The organism is Gracilinema caldarium DSM 7334, assembly GCF_000219725.1.
Lineage (GTDB): Bacteria > Spirochaetota > Spirochaetia > Treponematales > Breznakiellaceae > Gracilinema > Gracilinema caldarium.
Map to the genome: position 1 here is coordinate 1,171,950 of NC_015732.1, position 25,264 is coordinate 1,197,213.

Genomic DNA, 25,264 nt, shown 5'->3' on the forward strand with positions numbered 1-25,264 from the left:
AAGCAAAAAGCCGTTTCTTTTCGTACTGTCCCTTGAAAGGTTTATAAAAACCTAGGGGGTGACAGTTGAAACATATTGTAACAAAATGGTTTGTTTTTGCCGGTCTGGTGGGTGCTATTTTGGGTATCCTGAGCTTTCTCGTGATTCCAGTTTTCGGTAGTGAAGAAAAAAAATCTGTTGACCAGAAAAACCAGACCTATAACGGTGACGGGACGATTGAAAATGAACCGGATGATGCTAATAAAAAAGCAATATATCAGCTTGCGGAAGGAGAACGCAGCAAGGGCTTCAGTCCCGGTATGGGGCTTTCTGAATCGACCCTGTATGAAAAATCGGGGGATCTGGCTGGAGCAGTCCTGAGTGCCTTTAAGGAGATATTTTTTGCCTATCAATATGGCTACCTAACAACAAAGGACCTGGAAGGTCGGCTTAAGGCGGTAGAACAGCAATTCCCTGAAAACCAACAGGTGATTACTTCGCTTAATGTTTGTCGGGCCTTTTTATCCGGATCTGGCAAAAAGGGTCTGGAAGCTCTTACGCACATCAACCTGAATAAATATGAGATTGATGCATTCCCGCGATGGCTGGAACGGGTTTTTCTCCTTTCTACAGGTAAGAATGAACAAAAGGTGTTCGAAGCATACCTGGCGCTTCGATCCCGTTATAGTAACTATCCCTATTATTGGCTGGTAGCAGCCCGTTACTCCCTCGGGACTCAACAGATTGATGCGGCAGAGCGATGTGTATCCCTAGCTCCTCAGGGGCCCTTTGCAGAAGAAGGTCGTTCACTTTTGGCTCAAGCAGTGGGGCTTACTAAAAAGGATGCTCCCGCCCTGAGAACCCGTATGGAAATTGAAACCCTCATTACAACAACCATACAGACAGGAAGGATTGAAGGGCTTAAAGACCTGTTTCCCCTGTTAGCATTGCCCGACAATCCCTACACACTCTATGCACTTGGGGCATGCCGCGGGCTGGCTGAAAATAAGGATATTGTAACATTTTTTGAACAGGAACAGAAAAGGGCTTCCGGGCGCCTTGCGGAGCGGCTTCGCTATATTTCCGGAGGCAGATCATGAAAGGTGATACTCAGGAACAAAAGTCCGCTGGACTCGATCCTGCACTGGCCCTCTTTACGATAATTCTGCAGATTGTACTGAGCCTTATCGGTATTGCGGCTTTCATTATGTTTCACTCTTGCAGTATGGGAGAAAAAAAACTTTCGGGTCATACCCTGGAACAGTATCAACAGGCCTTAGAATTGTACAACCAGGGACGCTTTCAGGATGTGGTACAGATAACAGCAGCATCAAAACCTTCCTATCCTACCGTAATGTTGCAGGGAAAGGCTTTGTTTTTTACCGGTAACTATAAAGAGGCAGAGCGTGCTCTGACAAAGGCTCTAGAACTCCGTCCTGCTTCAGTAGAGGCACGGCTTTATCTTGCCTATGTGGAGCGTTCCTTTGGCAATGATGAAAAAGCCCGCACCATAGCAGAGGATATTCTTACTGATGATCCAGATAATTATAAAGCTTATAGGGTTTTAGCAGAACTATCAGAACATGGTGCGATAAAACAGCGTTATCTGAATCAGGCTCTTGCTGCTATGGGAGAAGGGGCTTTGCTGTTTGTAGAACGGGCTCGCATCAGGTGGATTGCCGGGGACGGGTCTAGGGCACTGGAAGATCTTGTTGCCGCATTAACCCTTATTCCAGAGGATTCTACACTGCGCTCCCCGGTACTTGCACTCCAGAAAACAATTACTTCCCAGGTACAGGAGCTTGTACGATGAAGCGGTGGGCCAAAAAGTTCTTGGTTTTTTCCTCCCTGATCTCCCTCCCCCTGCTCTGTACCAATTGTGTTTCTATACCCTGGTCAGGCAGTACAGCTTGGGATCGGGATAAGGTCCAGTATAACAGGTCTGGGGTTAGCATCGAAATTGGAAACATCTCTGTAGACAAAGCTCTGGGAGCAGGTTCAGTACAGGCAGAATTAGAACGTATCGCTAAGCTGATTATCCTGGAATACGGTTACCAGGTTGCTGGAGAAGGACAGCCTGCCCAGTATCGCCTGGAACTGCAGGCTGTTGAACGGGAGTATTTGGATGGATGGCAAAGTCGGCGATCTATCGCCATTGATGGGTGGCTTTGGGAACGTAAAGATAGCACCGTGCTTTCTCAGAGGCCCCTGGCAGTGGGGAGAGCCCTCTCGGTAAGCGGTAAAAGCCTTTCCTCCTCTCGAGATCTTGAGATGCTGCTTCGTAAAGCCCTTACTCCTCTTTTCAACAGAGACCTGGGCTTATGATGAGAGCCAAGACCGGTCAGGTTGCCCCGGTACTGCTGCTCACTGCAGGGCTTGTTTCGGTAGCAAGTCTGTGGTCCCAGGCTGAACCTGCTCTGGCAAAGACCCTTACGATGAAGGCCGCGGCAGAACAGGCTATCGCAGTTTCCCCGGACCTGAGGGGATCCGAAGCCCAGCAGGTTTTAAAAGAGGGATCTTGGGTCCTGGGCTTTCGGGCCTTTCTTCCAAAACTGAACCTTTCTGCTTCTGAAAATGACCGGCTTTCTACCATAGGGGCCGATTCCTTTACCAAGACCTACACCATAGGCCTCCAGCAAATGCTCTGGGATGGAGGCCGGCTGCAGGCGAGCCGGAACCTGGAAAAGGCAGAACTTACTATAAGCCGAATGGATCTGCGGCGGAAAGCAGCAGAAATAGGAGAATCGGCTATCAATCTCTATAGAACCATAATCTATAAAGAAGCCCTTTTGGAGATAAAGAACGCAAATCTTACAGCCCTTGAACTACAGATTGCAATTTTAGAAGAAGAAGTTCGTCGTGGTTTAGCTCTGCAAACCGATTTGGATGAAGCTGCACTGAGTCTTGAAGATGCACGGCTCAGTGAACAGTCCCTGAGGCTCGAACTGGAGCTTGCCCGGCTTAATCTGGCTTTACTTTTAGGTCTCCAAAGTTTGCCTGCCTTAACTGAACGAATTGATACAAACCGAGCTACGGTAATACCTCGGACTAGTGATACCAGTCTGGAAACTCAATTATGTCAGCTCGTTGCAGCGGTGCATCCGGATCTGGTCCGTGCCCGTTCTGAAATACAAAAATTGCAGGTACAGCTCCAGCATGCCGAGCGAGACTGGTGGCCAACCTTGAAACTTTCAGGAGATTTCTCTCTCTCGGGGGACCGATATCCCTTAAGCCGTTATTCCTATTCATTGGGGTTATCGCTTGAGTTTGCAGGACCCTTACTCTCCGGGTCTGTAGGCGGAAAAACCGGCTGGGAAGGAACTACTGATCGTACGGCCCTTGTACAAAGTTCAGCTGAACCGGTTCCTGATCCTGGATCAGCCCTTACGAAGGCGTCGCTCCAGGCCATGTTAATGATGGAACAGGAACGGTATGCCCTGCTCTTAAAACAAACAGAACAGCAGGTAACCCGTCTCCTTAAGGCCTGTGGTATGGCTGAAGATCGACGGCTCCTCACCCAAAAACAGTCGGAGCTGTTCTGGAAAAAACTCGCCCTGACGGAAGTAAAACATTCCCTGGGACAGGCTACCACTCTGGAAGTTATGAAGGCCCGTATCGACTATTCCAGCCAGGAAATTGCGGTTGTAGAGGCTGCTGTAAGCCTCTTACAGGCAGAACGGGAACTGGAAAAATTTCTGGATTTGGCCCCCGGCGAGCTGGGGCCCTATATAAAACAGTTACAGGGGAGTCATTCATGAAACACCGGGGAGTTATCATTTTTACTGTACTAGGGTTACACGCTTTTTTTATTTCGAGCTGTGCTAAAGCCAGGGGGGAAATGACTGCGTATAGTACAGTAAAGGGAAAGGATTCCCGCAGTCAAGTTCGTACCTGCTTCGCCAAGGAAATAACCATTCCCGATGAAGTAAACGGTTTTGGCTCCCTTTCTTTCCTGAAAAAGGTAGATATTACCAGCCCCCAGGAAGGAAAAATCGTGACAATGTTGAGACAGGAAGGGACCCCTGTCAGTCAGGGAACTGTGGTGGCAGTGCTTGAGAATCCACAGATCAACCTTGGGGTAAACAGGGCAAAAAATGCCCGGGACCAGGCACTGGCCGCATGGGAACTAGCCCGTGCCAGATTATTGGAGGGGAAATTCCAGGCTGAGGCTCGCATCCTGGACCTTGCTAAAACAGAAGCGGAGCTGGCTCAAGCCAGAAAAGAGTACCAGGAACAGGCAAGAAAGCTAGAGGATCAGGAAGCCCTGTATAAGGCTGGAGGTATTACCGAAGAAACCATTCGCAGCGCCCGGTTTGCCCTGGAATCGATGGCGGAACGGCTCAGGCTACAGGAACAGGACCTGGCGATTCGATGGATCGGTTTACGCACCCAGGACCTCCGGGCCGCTGGAATAGATATTCCAAAAAATGAAGCAGAGCTCTTGGCGGCACGGATCAGGCTTGCCACCACAACCCTGCAGGCCGAAGTCCAGGCCGCTGAGGCCCAGCTGGGAGCAGCAAGCCGGGAGCTGGAATCGGCCATGCTTGCAGAACAGGAATTAACCCTTACAAGTCCCCTGTCGGGAATTCTGGCAGCCCGTTATGTAGAACCCGGCGAACGGGTGAAGCGGGATGATAAGCTGCTTACGATTATCGACACCCGTTCTCTGTATGCGGTTATTCCAGTCCGAGAACAGGATGCGCAGCGTATCGCAGGGGGTATGGAGGCCCAAGTGGTTATCGACGGTCTTCCCAACCCTGTCCCTGCCCGGGTAGAACTTGTATCTCCTACCGCAGATAACCAGTCCTTTACTTTTATGGTACGGCTGCTTTTAGACAGCAGGGCCGTACAGAAAGGTAAACTTAAGCCTGGTATGTTTGCCCGGGCGACAATTCACCTTGGAAATGACCGAAAAGCCCTGGTGATTCCCGAATCGGCTCTGGTAGAAAAACAGGCTGATACTGGCAGGGTTTTCATCATCCAACAAAACAGATTGCTGGAAAAAACAATACGGCTTGGACAAACTATCGGGACAAACAGGGAAGTGCTGGATGGCCTTACAAACCAGATGGTTCTGGTTGATAAACCTGAAACAGGGTTGCAGGAGGGAGACTATGTGGAAATCCTCCAGTAACCTGTTGGTTTGGCTCAGTCTCTGTACACTGGGTAGCATCCTAATTTCCTGTAATATCATAGACCTCAGGCCTATTGGATATAGCCTATACCCAGCGGAAGCGGATGGAATTCTACCGGAACCCTTTTCTGCTCTAAAGATTAGCTTTGATACAGAAATGGACGAGCGGGAGGTGGAAAAGGCTTTGACCGTTACCTCCAGAGCAGGCTCGATTGAAGGGGACCTCCACTGGCATGGTACCACCCTGGTATTTGTTCCCCTTTCTCCCTGGAAGGCGGGTATCCGGTATAACCTGGCACTAAAAGGATTGGTTCATGCGAAGGATGGCCGGGAACTGCGGCTTTCTCTAGATCATCCCTTTTATGGACTTCTTAAGGGCGTCGCTCCGATCCTGCTCAGTGTCGATCCCCCTTCTGGCGCCACAGTGGCGGTGCAGGTTACCGATACTGACCTGTCAGCCCCCCATGGACCGCCACTCCAGTTCCGATTTTCCCGATCTATGGACCGTAAGACCGTTCAGGATGCCCTGACCATAGAAGGCATAGACCGGATCGAATGGTTGTGGTCCGATGAAGACCAGGTGCTCCAGGTTACTCCTCAAAAGCCTCTCAATCCCTGGACTGTATACCGGTGGAACCTTAAAACCAGCGCCACGAGCAGAGAAGGGATACCCCTTGGCAAAGAAGCTCAGGGAACCTTTTCCACCAACCTTGATGCGGAACGACCCCGAATAGAAGCTACCCTTTGCTTTGGCAGGACCGGTACGGATTGGGTGGAACTGGGTTCCACGCTGAATGATCTCGATATCGGCCAGGCTCTGGGGGTTCGCTTTTCTGAGCCGATGAACCGGGAAAGTCTCCTGCAGGCTTTGCGAATAGAGCCAACCCTGTCTGGATATACGGTACAGATTGATGAACGGACAGTAGGTTATATTCCTGACCGTCCTCCTGAACCGGGAATCACCTATGTGCTTATAGTGTCGGCAGATACGAAGGATCTCTCAGCCCTGAGCCTGGAGCAGGAGTACCGGGAAGTCTTTACTCCGTCTATTCCCTACCTGGAACTTCGCTCAGTTCAGGCTGATGGAGCGCTGATCTTTTCTGGCCCCTTCTCTGAAAGACCCCAGGGGGTCTACACCGCGCCCCTGCAAGCTCCTGAGGGGAAGCTGGCCATCAATCTGCAGTTTTCTCATCCCTTTACTGCTGAGGCACAAATTGCCCTTTTAAAACAGGTGAACCTTGCACCCTATTTTCCGGGGAGTCTTGCACCGGTTGCCTTACAGCGGGGCTCTTGGCTTTCCGACAGCACCGTAAGGCTTGTCTGGGTAGGTCTAGAAGGTGGGAGTGTTGATGTACCCCATTATTACCGGCTCTCCCTGGCAGGAGGGAGGTCGGGAATTACTACATCTCTTCAGGAAGGACTGGGCTACTGGCTTAAGGAACCTATTGTACTCATGCTGGAGGCCCAGCAATGAAAATCAATAATAAAATCCTTCTATTATATACGCTCTTTGCTGCGCTTATAGGGGGCTGTGATATTCTGCGGGACGCTCCGTTTATCGTCCGAAGCTGGAGTCCTGGAGAGGGAGCCCACCCTGACTTTTCTGGCCCTGCCATAACACTGGAGTTTTCCCATGACCCAGACCGGTATAGTGTGGAACGCAGTTTTTCCTGTACCGAAGATGGCCTTGCCTTATCGGGAACCTTCGTCTGGCAGGGCAGGCAGCTTACCTTTTATCCTGCTGGCGGAATACTACCAAACCGGGATTATCGTATTGGGATAGCTACCGATGCCCAGGATACAAGGGGGCTATCGTTAGATTCGGCCTTTGAAGGGCGATTCTCGACTCGACCTAATGGTACCCGAATGGTACTGCTTGGAACCATTCCCGCCGAAGGGGGCCTGTTGGGTGCCGATGCTGAAGGCCCCTGTATGGAACCGGTTATCCTTACCTTTTCCCGGGCAGTAAACCTGGAAAATCTGTATCAATATAGTTCCTTTTCCCCCAGTATTCAGGGGCTCTGGAGTCTGGAATCGGACGGGACTGTGGCACGCTTTACTCCTTCCCAGCCATGGTCAAACGGAAGGAGCTATGTATGTACTTTGGGAAAAGACTTACCTGACTGCTACGGCCGTCCCATGGGTCAATCCTATCGCCTGCATTTTTCTGTTGGAGATGATACGGAGCCCCCCAGGCTTGTGAGTATAAGGGCCCTGGACAGGGAGGGCAATCTCCGGCAGGACCTTGTTTTTACTGAGTTTTATGGAGATTCAGGACCAGGATCCTCCGTACCGGTTAATGAAAACTTTGAAAGAACCTATCGTATCGCCTTAGAATTTTCTGAGCCCGTGGATCCCAGTTCGGTTAAGAACAGGCTCTCTTTTCAGAGCAGTCTCGGGTTTACCCTTTCGCCGCCCTATCCGGCATCGACGACCATAGAGCTAACCTTTACCGATTCACCGGTTTATGGAAAGCAGTATACCCTGAGTTTAGGCCGGGGTATTACGGATATCCATGGGAATACCAGTACCCAGCAGGTTCTCTGTAGGGTTCTGAATAACGGACCTGCCAGCAAACCTCCACGGTTCATCGGTCTACGGCTGCCCCTTGCCCCCGGTGGTGGAGCGGGTAATGAAGAACCTGTTCGTTATGCAATGTCGGATTCCTTCAGCGATCTACCAATCAGTAGTGGAACCGATCGCTACCCCTATGATGTGCCCACCGATACCTGGTTTGAACTTTATTTTGATATGGCCCAGGATGCTCACCTAGATCTGTTTTCTTTGATGAACAGCCTTAATGTCAATGCTACCAACAGTGCCCTTAGTTTCGCTCCCCGGAGCATCAAGAACAGCGGTTTTACCTGGGCAGATCCGGTCCCTGAATGGGCTGACTATGAACGGGTAGAAGTCCGGGGGCTCATTACCAATGGGACCAATGGCGGAGTGGTTACCTTTAGTCTGTCCTCAGATCTGTCAGACACCCTGGGGAATAGGGGGGAGGGATTGCAGACCCTTCCGCTCTGTAAATAGGCAGCCCTATGGAAAGGCTTATTCTGATTTGTGTAAAACGGCCGGTGGCAGTAACCATGGCCCTGGCTGCCCTCCTGCTTTTTGGAGGAATAGCCCTTTCGGAACTGCCTATCGATGCATTACCGGAACTGCAGGTTCCCCGGGTACAGGTTTCTGCAAGCTACCCTGGAATTGCCAGCAGGGATATCCGTACGGTTTTAACGATTCCCTTGGAAGATGCCCTGGCTTCAGTCCGGTCGCTGCAACGGATTCGCAGTGTGTCCCGGGATGGGGAAGCGGTTTTGGTATTAGATTTTGTCTGGGGAACCAATCCGGCGGATGCAGCTTTGCTGGTGCGGGAAGCGATCGACTCGGTATACCCCCAACTCCCGGAAGGGGTTTCTCGGCCGATAGTACTTCCCGCTGACAGTTCAAACCAACCCATTGCAATCATTGGTGTCCGATCCCGGACAGATCAAGCCCAATTTGCCCGGCACATTGCGGAATATGAACTGCGATCCCGATTCAGACGTATCGATGGAATCGGTATGGTGCTCCTCGTGGGTGGGCAGAAAGAGGAAATTCAAGTACAGGTTGATGCCCAGCGTTCCTTTTCCCGGGGCTTGGGAGCCGCCAGTTTTGCAGACCTCATTGGGTCTGAGTGGGCCGATGTCAGTGTGGGCAGTGCCCGGGAAGGGAACCATGAACTGGTTATTATTAGTGCCGGTAAACCACAACAGCTGGATGAACTGAATCGCCGGGTGCTGTCTGCCCGAAGCGGTCCGGTGTATCCCGATGAAGTTGGGCAGGTAGTCCTGGCATACCGGGAGCGGGAAAGTCTTTTTATTGTCAATGGCCGAGAGGCTGTAGCCCTGGAATTATACCGCAGGGTCCGAGCGAACCCCCTAGGTGTGGCCCGACAGATTCGCCAAAGGATGGCAGAAGCTCAAAAAGAATTGGGCCGGGATGTGGATATTGTGCTGGTCTATGATGGGTCCGAACATACCAGAAAAGGTCTTGTGGATCTGGGCCGGTCAGCCCTTTTTGGCTCTATTGCGGTAATTCTGGCCCTGCTGTTTTTTATCCGATCCGCCAGGGGGAGCCTGCTCACCCTGCTTTCTCTTCCCATTTCAGCCGCTGCAGCCCTCTGTTCTCTAGCCCTGGCGGGAAAGTCCTTGAACAGCATGAGCCTCGGAGGCCTTGCGTTAGGAATTGGTCTTGTTTCGGATACTTCGGTAGTCATTCTGGAACTCATGGAACGCCGGTATGGCGGCATCCACGAAAAGCCTTTGGCGGAGGATCTTGCAAGACTGGTGGCCCGGGTATCGGCTTCTTCTCTGGGGAGTACCCTCACCACGATGATTGTTTTTATCCCTATTTTGTTTCTCCCCGGTCCGCTGGGTCAGCTTTTCGCTGATCTTTCAATAACCCTTATTGCAGCAGTCGCCGCAGGCTGGGCTTATGCTCAATTTGCGCTTCCTTCTTTGTACCCCCAAAGGCGGTACCGCCTTTGGGGGTACCGCCGCTGGTGGCCAAGACGAAAAAAAACAAGAGCTCCCAGACCGATCTTAGTGCATATAACCGATGGGTACAGATGGCTGCTCCGCGGCTCTTTGCGTCATCCACTGAGGGTTTATGCTGTGGCTCTCTTCAGTGTGATCTTCGGCACGGTGGTGCTTCTGAGCCGGCCTGTACGGTTCAGCCCCACCAACGGTGCAGAAGAACTGGAAATACAGGTAGCCTTTGCCCCAGGCATGCGGTTAGATGCCATGGTCTTTCATGGTGAGGCCCTGAGCAGGCTAGTAGCAGACCTGCCGGAAATATCTGTTGTCTTTGGACGATCGGGGGCAGAGCCGGAGGATGTTCTGCATCGGGCATCTCCAGAATATAAACAGGAACTCCTTACCCTCCGGTGCATACTGAAACGCGGTGGTTCTGCTCAAAAGCTCATACCCCTGCTTACTGAACGGGTTCAGACTTATATAGATGATAAGGGGCCTCCGGGGCTCAGTTTCCGTATTGCATACCCGGAGGACCCCATCGAAACCCTTTTGGGGCTGTCTTCTGCCTACACCCTGGCCTTAAAAGGTAAAAGCCCTGAAACAGTGCAAACCATGCTGGGGTCAGCCCTCGATGAATTAGCAGCCAGAAGTCCCGGCACTCAATTTACCTATCGACCTTCGGGAAACAGGCCGGAACTCAGTATTCATCTTAAACGGGATCGCTCTGCTACCGCCCAGATCTCGGCCTTTTCTGTTGCCAGAACCCTGCAGGCCAGCACCGAAGGACGTGCCGCAAGCCGTATGGAACTGGAAGGCCGTCCAATCGATATCCGGGTAAAGGCGCGTCTTGATGAAAATCGTCCGCTTGAAACCTTGGAAGCCCTGCCGGTCAATGAAGGAGGTCAGGCTCCGGTGTTTCTGGGAAGTCTTGCAACCCTGACCCGTACCGAAGGGGCTGCAGCTCTGGCCCGGCTTGACCGTTCTGATGTGGTGTATATCGATGGTACCCCAGCTTCAGGTCAGGGTAAAAGGTTGGTTCAAGTCATGCAGCGGGCCAGCCTTGAAATTCCAGGCTTAACCTATGCTGATGACTCAGCCTTTAGCCGATATCGGCAAAGTCTCATGTTTACGGTTTTCCTCGTGATCCTGCTGCTGTACTTTTTAATGGCCGCCCAGTTCGAGTCCTACAGCCTGCCTATCCTCCTTATGGTAAGTATCCCCGTGGCCCTGTCTGGAGCCGGGCCTGCCCTGGCTCTGGTCGGTTCCGGATTGGATTCCGGGTCGATAGTTGGGCTTGCGGTGCTTTTTGGCCTTGTGGTTAATAATGCAATCATTCTTTTTGAAGTGAGTAAAGAACAGATTGATAAGGGCCGCAGCCGGGTCATAGCGGTCTATAGTGGATCAATCGAGCGCCTCATTTCGGTACTCACCACCACTACTACCACACTGCTTGCCCTTTTGCCGGTGATCATTGCCCCCCTGGGGGCTACCCAGCGGTCCATGTCAGCGGCCATGTTCGGCGGTATAGCCGCCAGTACCTTCATCTCGCTCCTTGTAATACCGCCCCTGCTTGTTCACTATATGCCCCAATTTACGCCGGCAACACCAGGAGGTCCCCATGGGAATAGCTAATCCAAAACGGACCCTGGCGATACTCCTGGTTTGTATATCCCTATCGGCAGCCTTGATGATCCGGCAGGGCCCTGGAACCACCGCTCAAGACAGGGATCCATCCTATGTGGTAACCCTGAGGCACTATGGTGTAGAAGCTCGGGAAATGGAACGGACCGTGGCTATCCCCCTGGAAGATGCCCTGTCTGCCATACCGGGCATTTCGAATCTGGTAACCACCAGTGAACAGGGTAAAGTTCGAGTTCTCGTGCATTTTACCGGTACCGGAACTGGTACTTACGAAGCTGTCCGGGATGCAGCCCAGCGGGTCTATGAAACCCTCCCACCCTCGGCACAACGGCCAGAAATTACAAGTTCCCGGGACAGCCGTATCCCTGTATGGTCTGCCGCGGTATTTCTGAAAGATGAAGATCCAGCATCTGCCCATACTCTGGGGAGTCTTCTGGAACGGGTCGTAAAACCTGCCCTTGAGCGCATTGATGGGGCAGGGGAGATCGAACTGGCTGGTACCGGACTTCCTGAAGTAGTGATAAGCCTGGATGAAAAGGCCTGTGCCGCCCGGGGAATAGCAGCATGGAATATAGCCCGTCAGCTGGCAGAACAGGACCTGCTGTTTCCGGCGGGACACATCGATGAGGGAGACCGACGGCTGTTCATGACGCTGGATGGCCGCTTTGAAACTGCCAAAGCTTTAGAACATGCCCCGATTGCCCTTCCTTCAGGTCAGATGGTTCCCCTGCTCAGTTTAGGTAAAATCGTAGAACAGGATCGGCAGCCTGAGACCATCGCCCGTCTCGATGGGAAGCCCGCAGCGGTTATTTCTGTAATGGGATCTTCCCAGGTGAAATTAAATAGGCTCTCGAAGCAGATCAGGCAGATCCTCAAAGATCTGGAACACCTGCCTCTGGTGTTGTATGTCCTTTCAGACCGGGGGAAAGAAGAGGAAGAAGCCTTTCTTTCAGTGGTATCCGCCACGGTTCAGGGAAGTATCATCCTCGCAGTTACGGTAGCTCTTCTTTCAGGGGGATTTTCTGTCATCAGTATCCTGTCGGTTCCCCTGATCATATTTTTTGCAGGGGCTATCCTTGTGCTTTTTGGATTCTCTCTGGATCGGCTCAGCCTGGCAGGTTTAGCCTGCGGTGTTGGGGCTGCTGTGGACTGTACCATCGTGGTTATTGAGCGGCTTCAGTCCTGTCAGAGCCGGCTGGAGAAAGAAAAGTCCCTTATGGTTCTGGCTCCATCCCTCTTTGCCAGTACGGCTACTACAGTGGTAGCCCTTATACCCCTGGCCTTGCTGGGGTCCAACTCTGCTATAGTGGGTGCCATTGCCTGGGGAATTGGGACTACTTCAGTGGTAGCCCTGGGTATTGGTTTGGGTTTTCTTCCAGCATTTATCACATCTCCGGTTCCAAGATGCATGACGCCATGGCCGAGGGCCTTAGGTATCAGACATTACGCTACGCTTTTTACTCAGCGGGTACGGAAGAGTTTTAGCTGGCTCATGATCCATTCATACCAGAAGCCCCGGAGGATTCTGTTGCTCTCAAGTATCCTCTCAATCGCAGGGCTTGGTGCTCTTTATATTTCCGGGGCGGATGTTGCAAATCTGCCTTCAGAGGATTCGGTGTATGCCCAGGTCGAATTTGAAGGGGGCCTTGTTTCAGAGCGGGTTGATGAGCTGATCTCTGAATATGCAGTATCTCTCCGGAGTAAAAAGGGTATCAGGGCAGTACAAACCAGTGCCCGGACCGCCTCTGCATCGGTCATGATTTCCTTTAATCCCCGGGAAACAAACCTGGATGCAGTTCGAGTCTTGGCCAGGTCTACCCCAGTATATGGTGGTTTTGTGTATATTCCTGAGGCTTCCTCCCAGGACCGGATTTGGACCATCACTATTGCGGGGGACGATGATGAGGTTTGCCGCAGGATTGCCAGGGATCTTGCCCGGTCTGCCCAGGCTTCACCTTTGGTGAGTGAAACGGTTCTGAATTTTAAAGATGGCAGTCAACGGCTTTTCCTACACAACGATGGGGAGCGTATGGCGGCCCTGGGACTTTCCGCTTCCTTCGTAGCGGATACCCTGCGGCGAGCCCTCTTCGGCCCGGTTATTTATAAACGACTGAATGAAACAGGAGAGACCGATGTACGGCTTCGTTTTGCTACCGAAACCTATGTACATCGGGATACGCTCTATCATCTTCCCCTTTCCCCGGCGATTGAGACTCATACGGTAGTCCATATCAAAGAAGACCGGGAACCCGCATCAATCCGGAGGGAAAACAGGCGTCGTACAGCTTCTATTTCTATTCGCACCAGGCCTATGGATCCCCGTAAAGTACGGGATCAGCTGCAGCCCCTCTTAGAAAAGATACTGTTACCGCCAGGGTATGTCATCACCTTTGATCGGGAAGCGATTGCTGCTGCTGATAACCTTTCCCGAATGGGCCTTCATTTTACGTTGGCCCTGATATTCTGCTTCATGGTGATTGCAGCCGCAACCGAATCTGTTCAGGCAGCCCTGGTAATCCTCGCTGCGGTACCTCCCGCTCTGGCTGTACCAGCGCTGACAACCCTTCTATCCGGTTCTTCCATAGATGTAGCCCTGGCTTGTGCCTTTGTGGCGGTCAGCGGAATTACGGTGAATGCGGCGGTTTTATCCGTAGAAGCCCTCAGAGAACAGGGGCCCATTTCATCAACCTATACACTCTACCGGGCTCTTCGTAAGAGGCTCCCTCCCTTGTTTTCCACGAGCCTTACCACTGTAGTGGGATCCCTCCCCTTCCTCTGTATTCCCGGGGCAGCTAACCAGATGATCCGGTCACTGGCACTGGTTAACACCCTTGGGGTAAGCATGTCCTTCCTGGTTTCGCTTAGTCTCATCCCAGCTTTGGCCCGGCTTTGGCCAGCTGTTACATTCCCGCAGGAGGCGGGGATACAACCCTATCCTTCATCACAAGGAGCACTGGTATGAACAGTAAGAAACAAAAAGTAAGCCTTATAGGGATCTGTATGTTCCTGGGTCTGGTTACTACCCTTGTAGCGGATCCAAAGCCGGACGTACGGGGCTTTGATCGCAGCGGGTTTGAATATTCCTTTTCCCGCGCCGATCAGACCCTGGATCCCGCCGCCTGGATAAATGAGGTAAAGCTGGGCATTGCTATAGCCCGAAAAAACTGGGAACAGTTGGCCCTTACCCTCTATGATGATGTGGTAGAGCGGGAACATGCAGGAAAAGCCCTGGACCAGTGGACTGAAACAGAACTCCAGCAACGGTTTGCCCAATGGCTAGAACGGCGTTTTCTCATCGAACAGGGGCTCAGTCTTGCAAGCCGAACCAGCAAGGCTGTACAGCAAGCTAACCTCCTGTATTTATACAAGACCGATCAGGATGGAAGTATCCTTTATGATGAAGCCACAGGGGATCCGGAAGTCATACGACCGGATGGGGACAATCCTGATAAACTCCTCGCTGATCAGGCAGCCTGGAATGCTCAGGTTGCCCAGAGCAAAGAAGAAAGCCTGCAGTACTATCGCAGTATACTGACTGCTCTGTCGCCGGAACTGCTTGCGTATCTTGAACCGGAACAACGAGCCGCCTTTGCTCAACAGCTGGAAAACCTGCAGGACCGGCTTGTACAACGGAAACAGAAGGAATTGGAAGCCCTCGTAGCTCAGGAAGAACGGATCTTTATTGCCCGCAGGACCGGGGATGTATGGAGTCTTCGGAAAAAGAGCGAAAGCGAAGCCGCCGCTGCAATTGTGGCGGACCTCATCCGGGAAACCAAGTCCAGTTGTGACCAGAGCCTGGCATCCCTCGAAACCAAAATAGAATCAGCTTCCGCAGGAACCGGCGACCTGGCACTTATGGGAACCCAGTGGCTCGAGGCCTACAAGGAACAGTTCCAGCGGGGTATCGACGCCTGGCAGAAGGCCGAAGAACGGTTCATGGTGCGGCGTATCGAATGGGAACAGCAGGCTGGGAAACGATTTACCGAAGGGGAAACAGCCTGGAGTGAGGCCTTTGAGAAACTTAATAAAGAGCAGCAGGCCTGGGAAGCCAAGGCCCGTATACTCTTTCAGGCCGGAGAAGAGACCTTTAAGCGGGCCAGTGAAACCCTGGAACGGGCTATTACGGAGGCAAAGGCTGAGTTCCAGAAGGATGCGGACCTGCGGAGCCAGGCCAGCGCCGATCGGGCCCGGGCCTGGGTGGACACCTATGTAACCAGTGCCACCATGGTTTTAAGTGCCCGGGAAAGCAGTCAGTACTGGATTGATAAGCTGAAAAGTAAAAATACTAGTTCTCCGCCCGCCATTGGAGACCCGGCCCTCCGCAGCTGGGTCGATGGAGCCCTGAAAAATGTCTGGAAGCAGGCCCAGCAAAGCTATGAAAAGCAATATTCCAATGACTTTAATGCTCTGCAAAACAAGAAACATGAAAGTGAGTGGACCAGAGCCGATATTGAAAGGTTTTATCAAGAAGAAGCAAGGAAATACCCATTATTTTACAATAATTCAAATACTAATATCTGGAGTACCTGGCTAGAAAACTACGATGCCAAACATGCCCAGGCGGTGGCGGAGTATCAAAATGCCCTTGCAGCGTTTCATGAAAAGCATGCCCTCTATTTCCGAATTACCGAGGCTGTAGCAACAATACCTGAAGAAGCCCAGGCCTTAACTCTCGCCGGAGACTGCAAAACGCTTCTCGGTGCAGCCTTTGATCCGGACCTGATACAGGCCGGGGTAGAGATTAAACGTTGGATGCAGATCTACACCACCTACGCCGATCGGGCCCGGGAAGCGATGGAGACCCTGACCAGAGACTTTGACTTGGCCATAGGAAGCGGCTCAGGTGCCCTGATAGACGTTCTAGACAATGCAAAGACCAGTGAAGATTTCCACCTGGATGAGTACCAGATAGAGCTGTTGCGGGCTAAGGCGGTTGCAGGCTATTGGGCTCGTCGGGTAGATATTGCCCAGGCAGTAGCCCGCTATGCGGAGGACCTGACCGCAGGCAGAACCACTGATGCGGAAAGTGTGGCTGCCTGGAAAGCTTCTAAGGCCCGGTATGATACAGCCCTCGCTGACTATAAAGCAGCACAGGAAGCGCTAAGCAGTGCCAGTACCGATGTGGCAGCCAGCAGGGACCGTCTTACCAAAGCCGCTGCGGCCCTCGCACAGGCCGATGAAGAACTGGAAGCACTCAACCAGGAATATGCCCTTAAAATGTCTCTGCTGGCGGTGGGTTCGGCAGATTACCTGAAAAGTGAACTTAAAGAGAAATACAAGAGCCTTCTTGAAACCTATGGACTCCTGCAGAAAACTGGTGATGAAGCGCCCTATGTAACGTATCTGGAAAGAGCAAAGCAGTATGGACTAGCGGAAAGCATTGAACAAACCGGACTTATATTAAAAAGTCTGGTAACGGGAGCGTATGGGGAACCGGCCATTTCGGACCTCTCAAGACGCTATTCGGCTCTTTATATTCCCGAAGATGAAAAACCTCTGCTTCAAACCTTTGAAGCTCTTGGTGTGGATGAACATTCATCCAACTATGGAGCCCTGAAATCAGTCTATGAGGCCTGGAAAACCAGCACTGGAGAAGAGCAGCAGCACTATGACAGGCTGATTCGAGCCCTGCTGCTGCAAGCCAGGGACGAAGCTCAGGCAGCCCTCGAAACACGACTCGACAGTATTTCCCTGCTCTCAAGCAGCACCTGGGACGAATGGTACAGAAGCCGCGGCGGGATTACAGACCCTGGAACACCCCTTACGGAGGACAGCATTGGTCAAACCCTGATAGAGGATATGGAACAGGCTGCACGGGTGTATCTCGCAAAACGGGTAGAGCAGGAACTTGCCCTGCTAGGCTATTTCCTGGATCCCATGGGCTCTGTATCTGAAGAACTAAAAACCATGGTAAGCCTCTCGACCCTGGGTTCTACTATAGATACAGCAACCGCCGCCGCCCTCGTGCAGAGCCTTACCTTGCTACAGCAAAAACTCAAAAGTCTAACCGATGAGAATCCCGCCGAGTATCGCAAACAGTTGGAAGCCCTGGCAAAAACTGACCAGCGAATCGCCGCCTTTCTTCGGGGAGAGAGCGCCTGTGTTACCGCTACGGGACTTGATCTCGTGGGTTTGATGCTCCAGAAAGAGCGGATGGCTCTGGAAAGGACCCGGGGCAGACAGCTTGCCTACGAGCGCTATGGCTCCATGGGATACCTGGGAGCCCAGGCAGAACAGACCAGAGCCTGGCAAAATGTAACCAGATGCTTTACAGAACTTGGTATGGCGACGAATTTACCCTATGGACAGCTTCCCAGCCCTTCGGTTCTGGGAAAACAGTTTATCACCGCCGCCCAGGGCCCCGAACAGGCCCTGGGAACCTTCCTCGCCGCCCTGGACCAAGCTATGGAGGGGATGCCCACATGGCTTAAGGCAGACCTGTCATTCTGGAAGGATGCCCTTATCTCCTATGTGGCTGCCAAGGCCCGCTACTCAGGGACTAGCATACTTCCCGAAAACCCACAAAACCTGATGGACCAGCTGAAAGGAATTCAGGAGAAACAAGTAGCGTATCAAAACCTCCTGCAGACCCTCTATACAGCCCCAACCGATGATGCCCGGCTCATCTGCGCGCTCCTTGCCGATGGATCCCCCAGCTATGGGGAAGTTCCCCGGGACCTGCTGGAACAGGAGGCGGTGCATCGCATCGCCCGATCTCTTTTAGCAAAGGCAGGGGATCTTTCAGCATTAGAAGAGAGCGAAAGACGGACCAGGTTGATGAACGACGCCGACAGCAACCACGGTTATGCCAGCGGTGCTGTCCGTACCCAGGCGGTTACCAAAGCCCTGGAGGACCTCGCTATCCAGATGGCCCTCATCAATAAACCTGATCCCGCCACCCTCCAAGGGGAAGTAAGAACCCAGCGGCTCTACCAAATCTATGGTGAACTGGACCTGCAAGGTTTAGCAAGCCTTGTTCAAGAGGGACTTGCAAGCCTGGATTTCGACCAACTCCATCCTGCGGATATTACTTCTGACACAATAGGGACCTGGCTTCCCTACCTGAAAACCTATCTTGACCGGTTGCACAACGCCGCTGGAAGTGCTGCGGTCTATGAAGCACGGGCAATCTGCCTGCTTTTGGCAGACCAACTTAAGAATTATCCGGATCATCTGGCTGCAATGCTTACCGCCCTGGACCTTCAGGCCCAGGGAACAGCCCAGACTCTGATACAACTGGTAAATGGGCAGGACTATCAACTTGAACGGGAGCTCTTCATCGGAATTGAGGAAAATAATCCCTATTATGAAACGGGAATCCTCTATTATCTTAAAAAACGAGCCTACCAGTCCATCCCGGAGAACTATGAGCAAGAGCAGGATCTTGTTCTGGATCGACTTATAAAAGGCGGAAAAACAGCCCTGGTACATCGGATCAGGATCGAGCTTGAGCGGTTTAGCAGGCTCATCAACCTAAGTCGTGCCTACGGCGGTACCGATGTATCCGGCGACACCTTGAGTTATGCCCGGCGGCAGACAGGCCTTTCGCTGGAAGATCAATTTGCCCTGAGCCGCCTCATTAATACGGGAACTTTGCAGGATTCTTTTATGAAAAGCCTGGGTCTGGCGGAGGTTCAAGCAGGACCCCAGGATGGGTATACCCAATGGCTTGCAACCTATCTGCAGGGGGAACTGAATCGGTACGGATCAGAACGGGCTCGATTACAGGGCAGGCTTGCCTATGCCCAGACTTATGAAGCCCAGGATGAAGAGAAGGCCAGCAGTAACTGGCGGGTCTATCTTAAGGAATCGATATTTACTCAAAACGGTGATACCGCCACAGCCTTAGATGAGATCCCCTGGACTGATTCGGGCACCCCTGAATGTGAAGGAAATAATCCCCGTTCGGCGGAAAACTGGAAAGAAGGGACCCTGGCCGATGCCTTTGATCGGATAAACCTGGCTACAAGAAACCTCCAGGCCAGTTTTACTGCATGGAATGAGCAACTTGCACTGCTGACTGCAGAACAGGGCTATCGGGAAAAAATCCGGACCTACCTGGAACAGCCCGAGACGACCTGGAATGAAGACAGTATCCAGTATCTGCCGGCGCTGGTACAGGATGGGTACAGCAATGAGCATAACCAGTATCGCTACAGTCTGAGCCGTCTGGAAGGTGAACAACGGGAACTGGGCCGGCTCGGTGCGGCCATTAAGAATTATAAGGGTAATGAAAGCCTGAAAAAAGAGATAGATGTGCTTGCTCGGGCAATAGCTGATAAACAAAACGCCTATCAGGAGCAGGCAAATGAGTATGCAGCAGCGGCCGAAACCTTTGCCGCAGAGGGCGAGATCTATGAACAACGCTATAGAACTGCAAAACAATATTATGAAGCCCTTGAACAGGCCAGACTAGCCTATGAAAAGGAAGACGCCATCCGCCGCTGGGCCAGCACGTCCTACCTGGGCAGTGATGACAATAGCAGTTTGAATTACCGGGGCCCTACGGCAGAACTGGCCTACACCCAGGAACGGAAAACCCGGGCGAGCATAGCCCTGAAGGCCCTGCAGGACCTCTATGCCACTAGCGCCACAAGCCGCCCCTACACGGACGACACCTACAACGCCCTGTACCAGGAATACCAGGCCAGCTTTGACCGAATGATGCTCACCCTGAAAGTCAAAGACCTGGTAAGCAGCGAACTGACAAAAGAATATGAGAGAAATCAGAAACTATATGAAGAATATTATAAAATGCTTTTTGCCGGAGATGGAACCAGTAATCCCTTTGCAACTCCCATTACCTATGAAGAGCAATATCAGGTACCCACAGAAGTCTCAAAACGAAGCTGGAAGGATATTATCACATTAAAAAACGGCAAACTTTCCCTTGCCTATGATAGTGACTTTAAGATAAGCACCCTGGATGCAACACAAATAGAAACCCTGAAAGATTTTTTTGAAACAAAGGAAACCGTTGGAACCGACCAACATGAATCAACTGCTTTTGAACGATCTCTAAGGGATTTGGTTACAAGATTGAGTAGCTATAATTTTACTGCTGATAAACTTCAACAATGGGGACTCGCTCGGGATTACCTTATAAAAAAGCTAATAGAAAAAAATAAAGACCAACTCCCATTTTTACAAGATGCATACCATCTGGCAGATAATTTATATAATAATGAAGGGAACTTCGAAGTTCATTATGAAAAACTAAGAGATAGAATGGATTATTATAGAGCCGGTACACAACCAATATATCAATGGGAAATAGATCCAGAAACAGGTAAATCTAAACAAGTCCTAATAGGGTATACCGATCCGGGTTTACCTGAAGCACAAAAAAACGCTTGGCAGTCTTTAACAAACGAAGAAAAATCAGATTTGGAATATTTAGCGCTTCTTTGCGTAACTCATGGTGGGGGAACTTTAACCGGTATTTTAAATGATATGACTGAATATACAGAATATAAAGTAATGGATAAAATTGTTACACGTTGGAAAAATTGGGAAGCTCGAAGAAGAAGCAACTTGTTTTATGGATGGTGGGCTAAAATTGAATATGGTAAGTTAAAAGACTGTCAAAATCATTACCGAGGAGCATGGGATTCTTTACAAAATAAAATGACGAATGGAGTAATTTACCTCAACAAACAACCAAAAGATTTAAAAATAAAAATGTCAGAATATACCATAAGTTCCAACCGTATTGCAGCCTTAGAAGGAAAAAAATCAGCCGGGGAGACCTTCTCCTGGGCTGATCTTGAAAAGGCCTTGATAGCAAGCGGTAAGCTCAATAGCAATGAACTAGTAAAAATGAAACAGTACTGGGAAACCTCAGCCCTTGCAGGCAGTGGTGAGATTACCAACGTCTCAGAGGCCCTGGCAAAACTCTCGAGCTGGGGCCGGAGTACCCGGGATGACGCAAAGCGGAAGTTGAATACCCGTTGGCAAGATGATGAAACGGAGCGGCAAGCCGCCCAGCAGCAGTACCGGGACACCCTGGAAACATACATCGCCGGGAAGGCGAGCAAGGCAGACCTCGATGCAGCTGCGAGGGCTGCCTATGGGGATGAGGCGGCAAGCCAGAAGACCCACCTCGCTAAGCTCGTAGGAGTCTACGAAGACAACCTGGAGAGTATGCTCAATGGCTCCAGTGCCTACCAGAGGGAATATGCCCAGCTGGGGCAGGAACTGGCCGATTCCATCGGACAGACCTATCGGGCCCGCTTTGCGGCGGAGCTTGCGGCCCGGGAAGCGGAGTGGAACGAAGAGCGGCGGGACCTGCAGGAGAAACAGGCCGCCTGGCGGGAAGCGGCGGGGCTCATCCTAGAGCGTGGCAGGGCGGACTGGAAGGCCGGAGCGGAACGCCTGCGGGATAGCTACACGAGCTGGAAGAAGAGCTTTGCCGAAGCCTACGCCCAGGGGAGTGCCGCCTGGGATGGGGCCTACCTGGAGGGCCTTAAGGAAAAAGAAGCCTGGGCCGAGCGGGCAACCGCGGCGGCAACCACGGCGGCCAGCGAAGCGATGCTTGCCCTGGTAGGCCAGGATGCAGAAGCGGGGGCGAGGACCTTTGACACCCTAGGATTTGTGGCGGACCTCTCGAGCGGAGCCGAGGAAGCGAAGGCGGGGATACGGGATGTATTGAGCCTGGCGGGCATAGTCAACCTGACGAGCGCCCTGAACGCCAGCATGGGCAGTGCGGAGACCGCCGTGAGCCAGGTACGGACCGGGTTGGGGGGCCTCGGGCTCTGGGATAGCGGGAAAGCCCAGGTAGCGGCGGCCCGGTTTACGAAGGAAGCGAACCAGGAGTTAGCAAGCCGGCAGGCCCGGCTCGTCGCCGCCCAGGCCCGGGACATGGCCCAGGCAAGCATCAAGGGACTGGAAGAGCAGGTACAGAAGGCCAACGAGAACTTCCGGGAGAGCATGGATGAAACCTTTGTGCTTAAGGGCAGTTGGCGGAAGGAAGGCCAGCACTACCGAAAGGACGTGGTAGTCTACTCAACCCTCCTGGACCCGGTGGTAACCGAAGCTGCAAGCGTCCAGGGCTACATCGCCTACCTCATGCAGCCGGTCAGCCTCAGGACGGACCTGTCGGACACGAAGCTTGCCCAGCTAGAGTACAGCGCCATCCAGGCCCTGATAGGACAAGCCCAGAAGGAAGTGCAGGAAGCAAGTGAAAAGATCTTCGGCTCCGAGGCCGACAACAGCGAGGAAGCGAAGGCGAAGCGCAAAGTTGTCTATGAAGTCAACAAGACGAAAACCGTAGCAACCGACCTGTGGACCATGCTGACCACCTTCAAAACAACGCAGGAAGTGATAGAAGAAACAAACCATGAAGAACGGGAAGCAGGGGCCGGCGAATTCGGGGCCCACATAGGCTATGCGCCGGTAACGAAGGGGAACCCCAATGTGGATGATGGTCTAGATAATATCTGGATCGATAAGGGGACAGGCGAACTAGGCCGGCTCATGAGAAGCTACATCTATTGGTCGATGAAGGAAAGCCAGGGCTGGGCAAGTGTGAATAAGCCGATGTGGGATAAGCCCGCCTGGGACGACCGGTCGAGCTGGTTCAAAGCACCGACGATTCGGGGTATTACGGATATCGGGGTGACCATAGCGGCCAGCGTCATGCTCCCCGGAGCGGGATCTCTGTTGATGAACGCCGCCCTGAACCTGGCCGATGACGCGGTCTTTACGATGCTCGATGTGGGCGGGGGTTACAAGAGCTGGGAGGAAGCGGGCCTTGAGTTCACTAAAAAAGCAGCTTGCAGTGCGGTGAATGTTGGGGTGGGAGGCGTCTTTAACGGGTTTGGAGGGGTGAGCAATAGCTTCTTTCCCCAGGGGAACGGACTAAGTGGCATGGTAAGCTCCATTGCAGGAACCGGGCCCATGGGAGTCATTGCCAATACCGCCATGACAGGGTTACAAACCCTCACCACCAGCACCCTGAACAGCGCGGTGAATGCCATAACCTGGGACAAAGACCACGGCCTCGGCTGGTCTGCTGACGCCTTTAACGCCGGCGTCCAGGGCGGCCTCATCAGCGCCGCCACGGGGATGACGAGCAGTCTGACAAGTGGGATGTTGAACCTAGGCCTCGAAGGCTTTGTGGGAAAAACCTATGCCAACGCGGCAACCCTTTCAAACACCATAGGAAGCTTAGCAGGACAGGGAGTAAACTACGCCCTTACCGGGGCCTTTACCCTGAATGTGCTTAACTTCGGCATGTTTGGGATACAGGATAGAAATGGTAACTTGGTCAAAAATGGATTACTCGAGTTGCACCTTGGCAGAAACGGTGCGACAATGAACGTGGGGATGGGAGGAGCCGATGTGAGCCTGGGGACGGTTGCACAGAGTATCGCAGGGCTTGATGCCTGGCGGGTGAACGCAGAACTGTGGACGAGCAAGCAGGATGAAGCCCACAAATACACCAGTGGCATGCGGACCCTGTATTCGGTGGGAGGGGCACAGGAACTTGCCCTGTACCAGGAACTCTTGAGCGGAAAGACGAATATAGAGGAGCTTGCCGATGGGGACTATAAAGCAAAGACCGAAGCGAATGGGGATGGAACAAAAACCATCTACCTGGGGCAGGGGGCGCTTGCTGATGGAAGCCGCTTTGGCCTCAACATCCTGTTAGCCCACGAAGCGTACCGGAACGGGAAGGATGACGGGACTGAAGGGCAGAGACAGGAGACCCAGCAAGCAGTATTGGGCCATATAGGGGCCGCCCTAGCCCTATCGCAGGTATATGGGATGGGGAGCATCGGGGAAGCCATGACCGGTGAAGTGAACACCTACCTCAAGACCCTGCAAAGCAATGACTTTGGGGAACTAGGCAAGCTGCTTGCAGGCTATGATGCAAGCGGGGATTATTGGAGGTTAAAGAAAGATGGTAGTCTTGTATACGATGGCTTTGCAACACTGCGAGATGAGGATGGCAACATCATTCGAAGTGCTGCGGAAATGGGTGTAAAAGAAACACAGATCGAAGGAAGTCTTATTAAAATTCTTGGAGTTGATCCGAAAAATAAGTCTCAAGTTGAAGCGGTGCGTCGACTCATGATAAGTGCTGGAATTCAACACTCTTACAGTTCAGATTCGGAACAATGGAGATGGGGTGGCGAGCATACGGTTGTAATTGGTTCTCGCGGATCGTTTCCTGTAACCGCAACTCTTAATTTAACAACCGTTAATGAAGGGAAAAGTATTACACTCGAAGGTATTAATAATTTTTATACAACCATAGGAGCTAGTAAAGAACAAGTGAATAGTTTCATTAAAAATACGTATGGGTCAGCTATTGGAATGCTAAATTACGCAGGTCTTGAGTACAGAACATCTGCTGAACAGATGCTAGCAAAGGTGTATTCCGCTAATGATATCAAAAAAATTGAGACGAACCAAGCTTGGTACAACAATGCAATACAGAATGGTATTGTTGTGGATGCTATGGTCACCGGAGGTGCAATACGTACAACAAATTTTGGTGTAAATACTGGTGATTTGCCGTTAACAACATCTAGTGTTGCTGGTGCTGCATTTTTTGAAGAATGGCATACAGGTATAGATTATGGAAGCGGTGGTATTTCTGTACAGACTCCAGGAGGATATTGGGAATTATATGATCGCGTTGAACATCGTGCATATTTTCAACTTTTTGGAGGTGATATAAGGATGCGTATAATGCATATAGATCCAAAGGAAATAAATAAACTTCAGCTTGGAGCTATTTATGGTCAAGGTACTGATATACAAAAATTATTTGATTATCCAAAGGAATCTTATGGTTCAGGAACAGAGGCACATGTTCATATTGATTTTACTAGATGGTTACCTTATCAAGGAAATTATAACCGGCAATTTGTGAATCCAGAAACGCTTAAACCTGGTAGTATTTTTAATTATGCATATTCATATAAGGATAGCCAAAAAAAAGTATTGCCAGGTTATCCAAGTAATTTTTATCGTTATTAACTAATTA

The 25,264-nt window shown here is 51.7% G+C and carries 10 protein-coding genes; all 10 read left to right on the top strand.

Going from position 1 to position 25,264, the window contains the following annotated elements:
• The first annotated feature begins 65 nt into the window (after positions 1 to 65).
• The 10 genes from SPICA_RS05355 to SPICA_RS05400 are packed head-to-tail and all read left to right on the top strand — an operon-like array spanning position 66 to position 25,257.
• Complete coding sequence (locus SPICA_RS05355) at positions 66 to 1,079, top strand: hypothetical protein (RefSeq protein WP_041396153.1); 1,014 nt, start codon at positions 66 to 68, stop codon at positions 1,077 to 1,079.
• Positions 1,076 to 1,792 carry a tetratricopeptide repeat protein gene (locus SPICA_RS05360; RefSeq protein ID WP_013968518.1) on the top strand — a complete coding sequence of 239 codons (717 nt, stop codon included), beginning with the start codon at positions 1,076 to 1,078 and terminating at the stop codon, positions 1,790 to 1,792. Before SPICA_RS05355 ends, SPICA_RS05360 begins: the two co-directional genes overlap by 4 nt.
• Entirely contained in the window at positions 1,789 to 2,304 is a 516-nt protein-coding gene (locus tag SPICA_RS05365) for a hypothetical protein (RefSeq protein WP_013968519.1), read from the top strand. The genes SPICA_RS05360 and SPICA_RS05365 overlap by 4 nt, the downstream gene beginning before the upstream one ends.
• Positions 2,301 to 3,737, top strand: a complete 1,437-nt coding sequence (locus SPICA_RS05370; RefSeq protein ID WP_013968520.1) for a TolC family protein — start codon at positions 2,301 to 2,303, stop codon at positions 3,735 to 3,737. The genes SPICA_RS05365 and SPICA_RS05370 overlap by 4 nt, the downstream gene beginning before the upstream one ends.
• Positions 3,734 to 5,113, top strand: coding sequence for an efflux RND transporter periplasmic adaptor subunit (locus SPICA_RS05375; RefSeq protein ID WP_013968521.1), 1,380 nt, complete (start codon positions 3,734 to 3,736; stop codon positions 5,111 to 5,113). Before SPICA_RS05370 ends, SPICA_RS05375 begins: the two co-directional genes overlap by 4 nt.
• Positions 5,094 to 6,587: an Ig-like domain-containing protein gene (locus tag SPICA_RS05380; protein WP_013968522.1), complete on the top strand. Its 1,494-nt coding sequence runs from the start codon at positions 5,094 to 5,096 to the stop codon at positions 6,585 to 6,587. Before SPICA_RS05375 ends, SPICA_RS05380 begins: the two co-directional genes overlap by 20 nt.
• Positions 6,584 to 8,146, top strand: coding sequence for an Ig-like domain-containing domain (locus SPICA_RS05385; RefSeq protein WP_013968523.1), 1,563 nt, complete (start codon positions 6,584 to 6,586; stop codon positions 8,144 to 8,146). The genes SPICA_RS05380 and SPICA_RS05385 overlap by 4 nt, the downstream gene beginning before the upstream one ends.
• 8 nt (positions 8,147 to 8,154) lie before the next feature.
• Positions 8,155 to 11,259 (top strand): efflux RND transporter permease subunit, encoded by a 3,105-nt coding sequence (locus SPICA_RS05390; RefSeq protein WP_013968524.1) that lies wholly within the window; start codon positions 8,155 to 8,157, stop codon positions 11,257 to 11,259.
• A complete protein-coding gene (locus SPICA_RS05395) occupies positions 11,246 to 14,230 on the top strand; it encodes an efflux RND transporter permease subunit (RefSeq protein WP_013968525.1) in 2,985 nt (994 codons plus the stop codon). Before SPICA_RS05390 ends, SPICA_RS05395 begins: the two co-directional genes overlap by 14 nt.
• Positions 14,227 to 25,257: a hypothetical protein gene (locus SPICA_RS05400; protein WP_013968526.1), complete on the top strand. Its 11,031-nt coding sequence runs from the start codon at positions 14,227 to 14,229 to the stop codon at positions 25,255 to 25,257. The genes SPICA_RS05395 and SPICA_RS05400 overlap by 4 nt, the downstream gene beginning before the upstream one ends.
• Positions 25,258 to 25,264 lie beyond the last annotated feature (7 nt).

What these genes read in the sequence shown, in the direction of transcription:
- SPICA_RS05365 (WP_013968519.1), top strand. Translation starts at nt 1,789, where the DNA reads ATGAAGCGGTGGGCCAAAAAGTTCTTGGTTTTTTCCTCCCTGATCTCC.
- SPICA_RS05390 (WP_013968524.1), top strand. Translation starts at nt 8,155, where the DNA reads ATGGAAAGGCTTATTCTGATTTGTGTAAAACGGCCGGTGGCAGTAACC.
- SPICA_RS05370 (WP_013968520.1), top strand. Translation starts at nt 2,301, where the DNA reads ATGATGAGAGCCAAGACCGGTCAGGTTGCCCCGGTACTGCTGCTCACT.
- SPICA_RS05400 (WP_013968526.1), top strand. Translation starts at nt 14,227, where the DNA reads ATGAACAGTAAGAAACAAAAAGTAAGCCTTATAGGGATCTGTATGTTC.
- SPICA_RS05395 (WP_013968525.1), top strand. Translation starts at nt 11,246, where the DNA reads ATGGGAATAGCTAATCCAAAACGGACCCTGGCGATACTCCTGGTTTGT.
- SPICA_RS05375 (WP_013968521.1), top strand. Translation starts at nt 3,734, where the DNA reads ATGAAACACCGGGGAGTTATCATTTTTACTGTACTAGGGTTACACGCT.
- SPICA_RS05360 (WP_013968518.1), top strand. Translation starts at nt 1,076, where the DNA reads ATGAAAGGTGATACTCAGGAACAAAAGTCCGCTGGACTCGATCCTGCA.
- SPICA_RS05385 (WP_013968523.1), top strand. Translation starts at nt 6,584, where the DNA reads ATGAAAATCAATAATAAAATCCTTCTATTATATACGCTCTTTGCTGCG.
- SPICA_RS05380 (WP_013968522.1), top strand. Translation starts at nt 5,094, where the DNA reads ATGTGGAAATCCTCCAGTAACCTGTTGGTTTGGCTCAGTCTCTGTACA.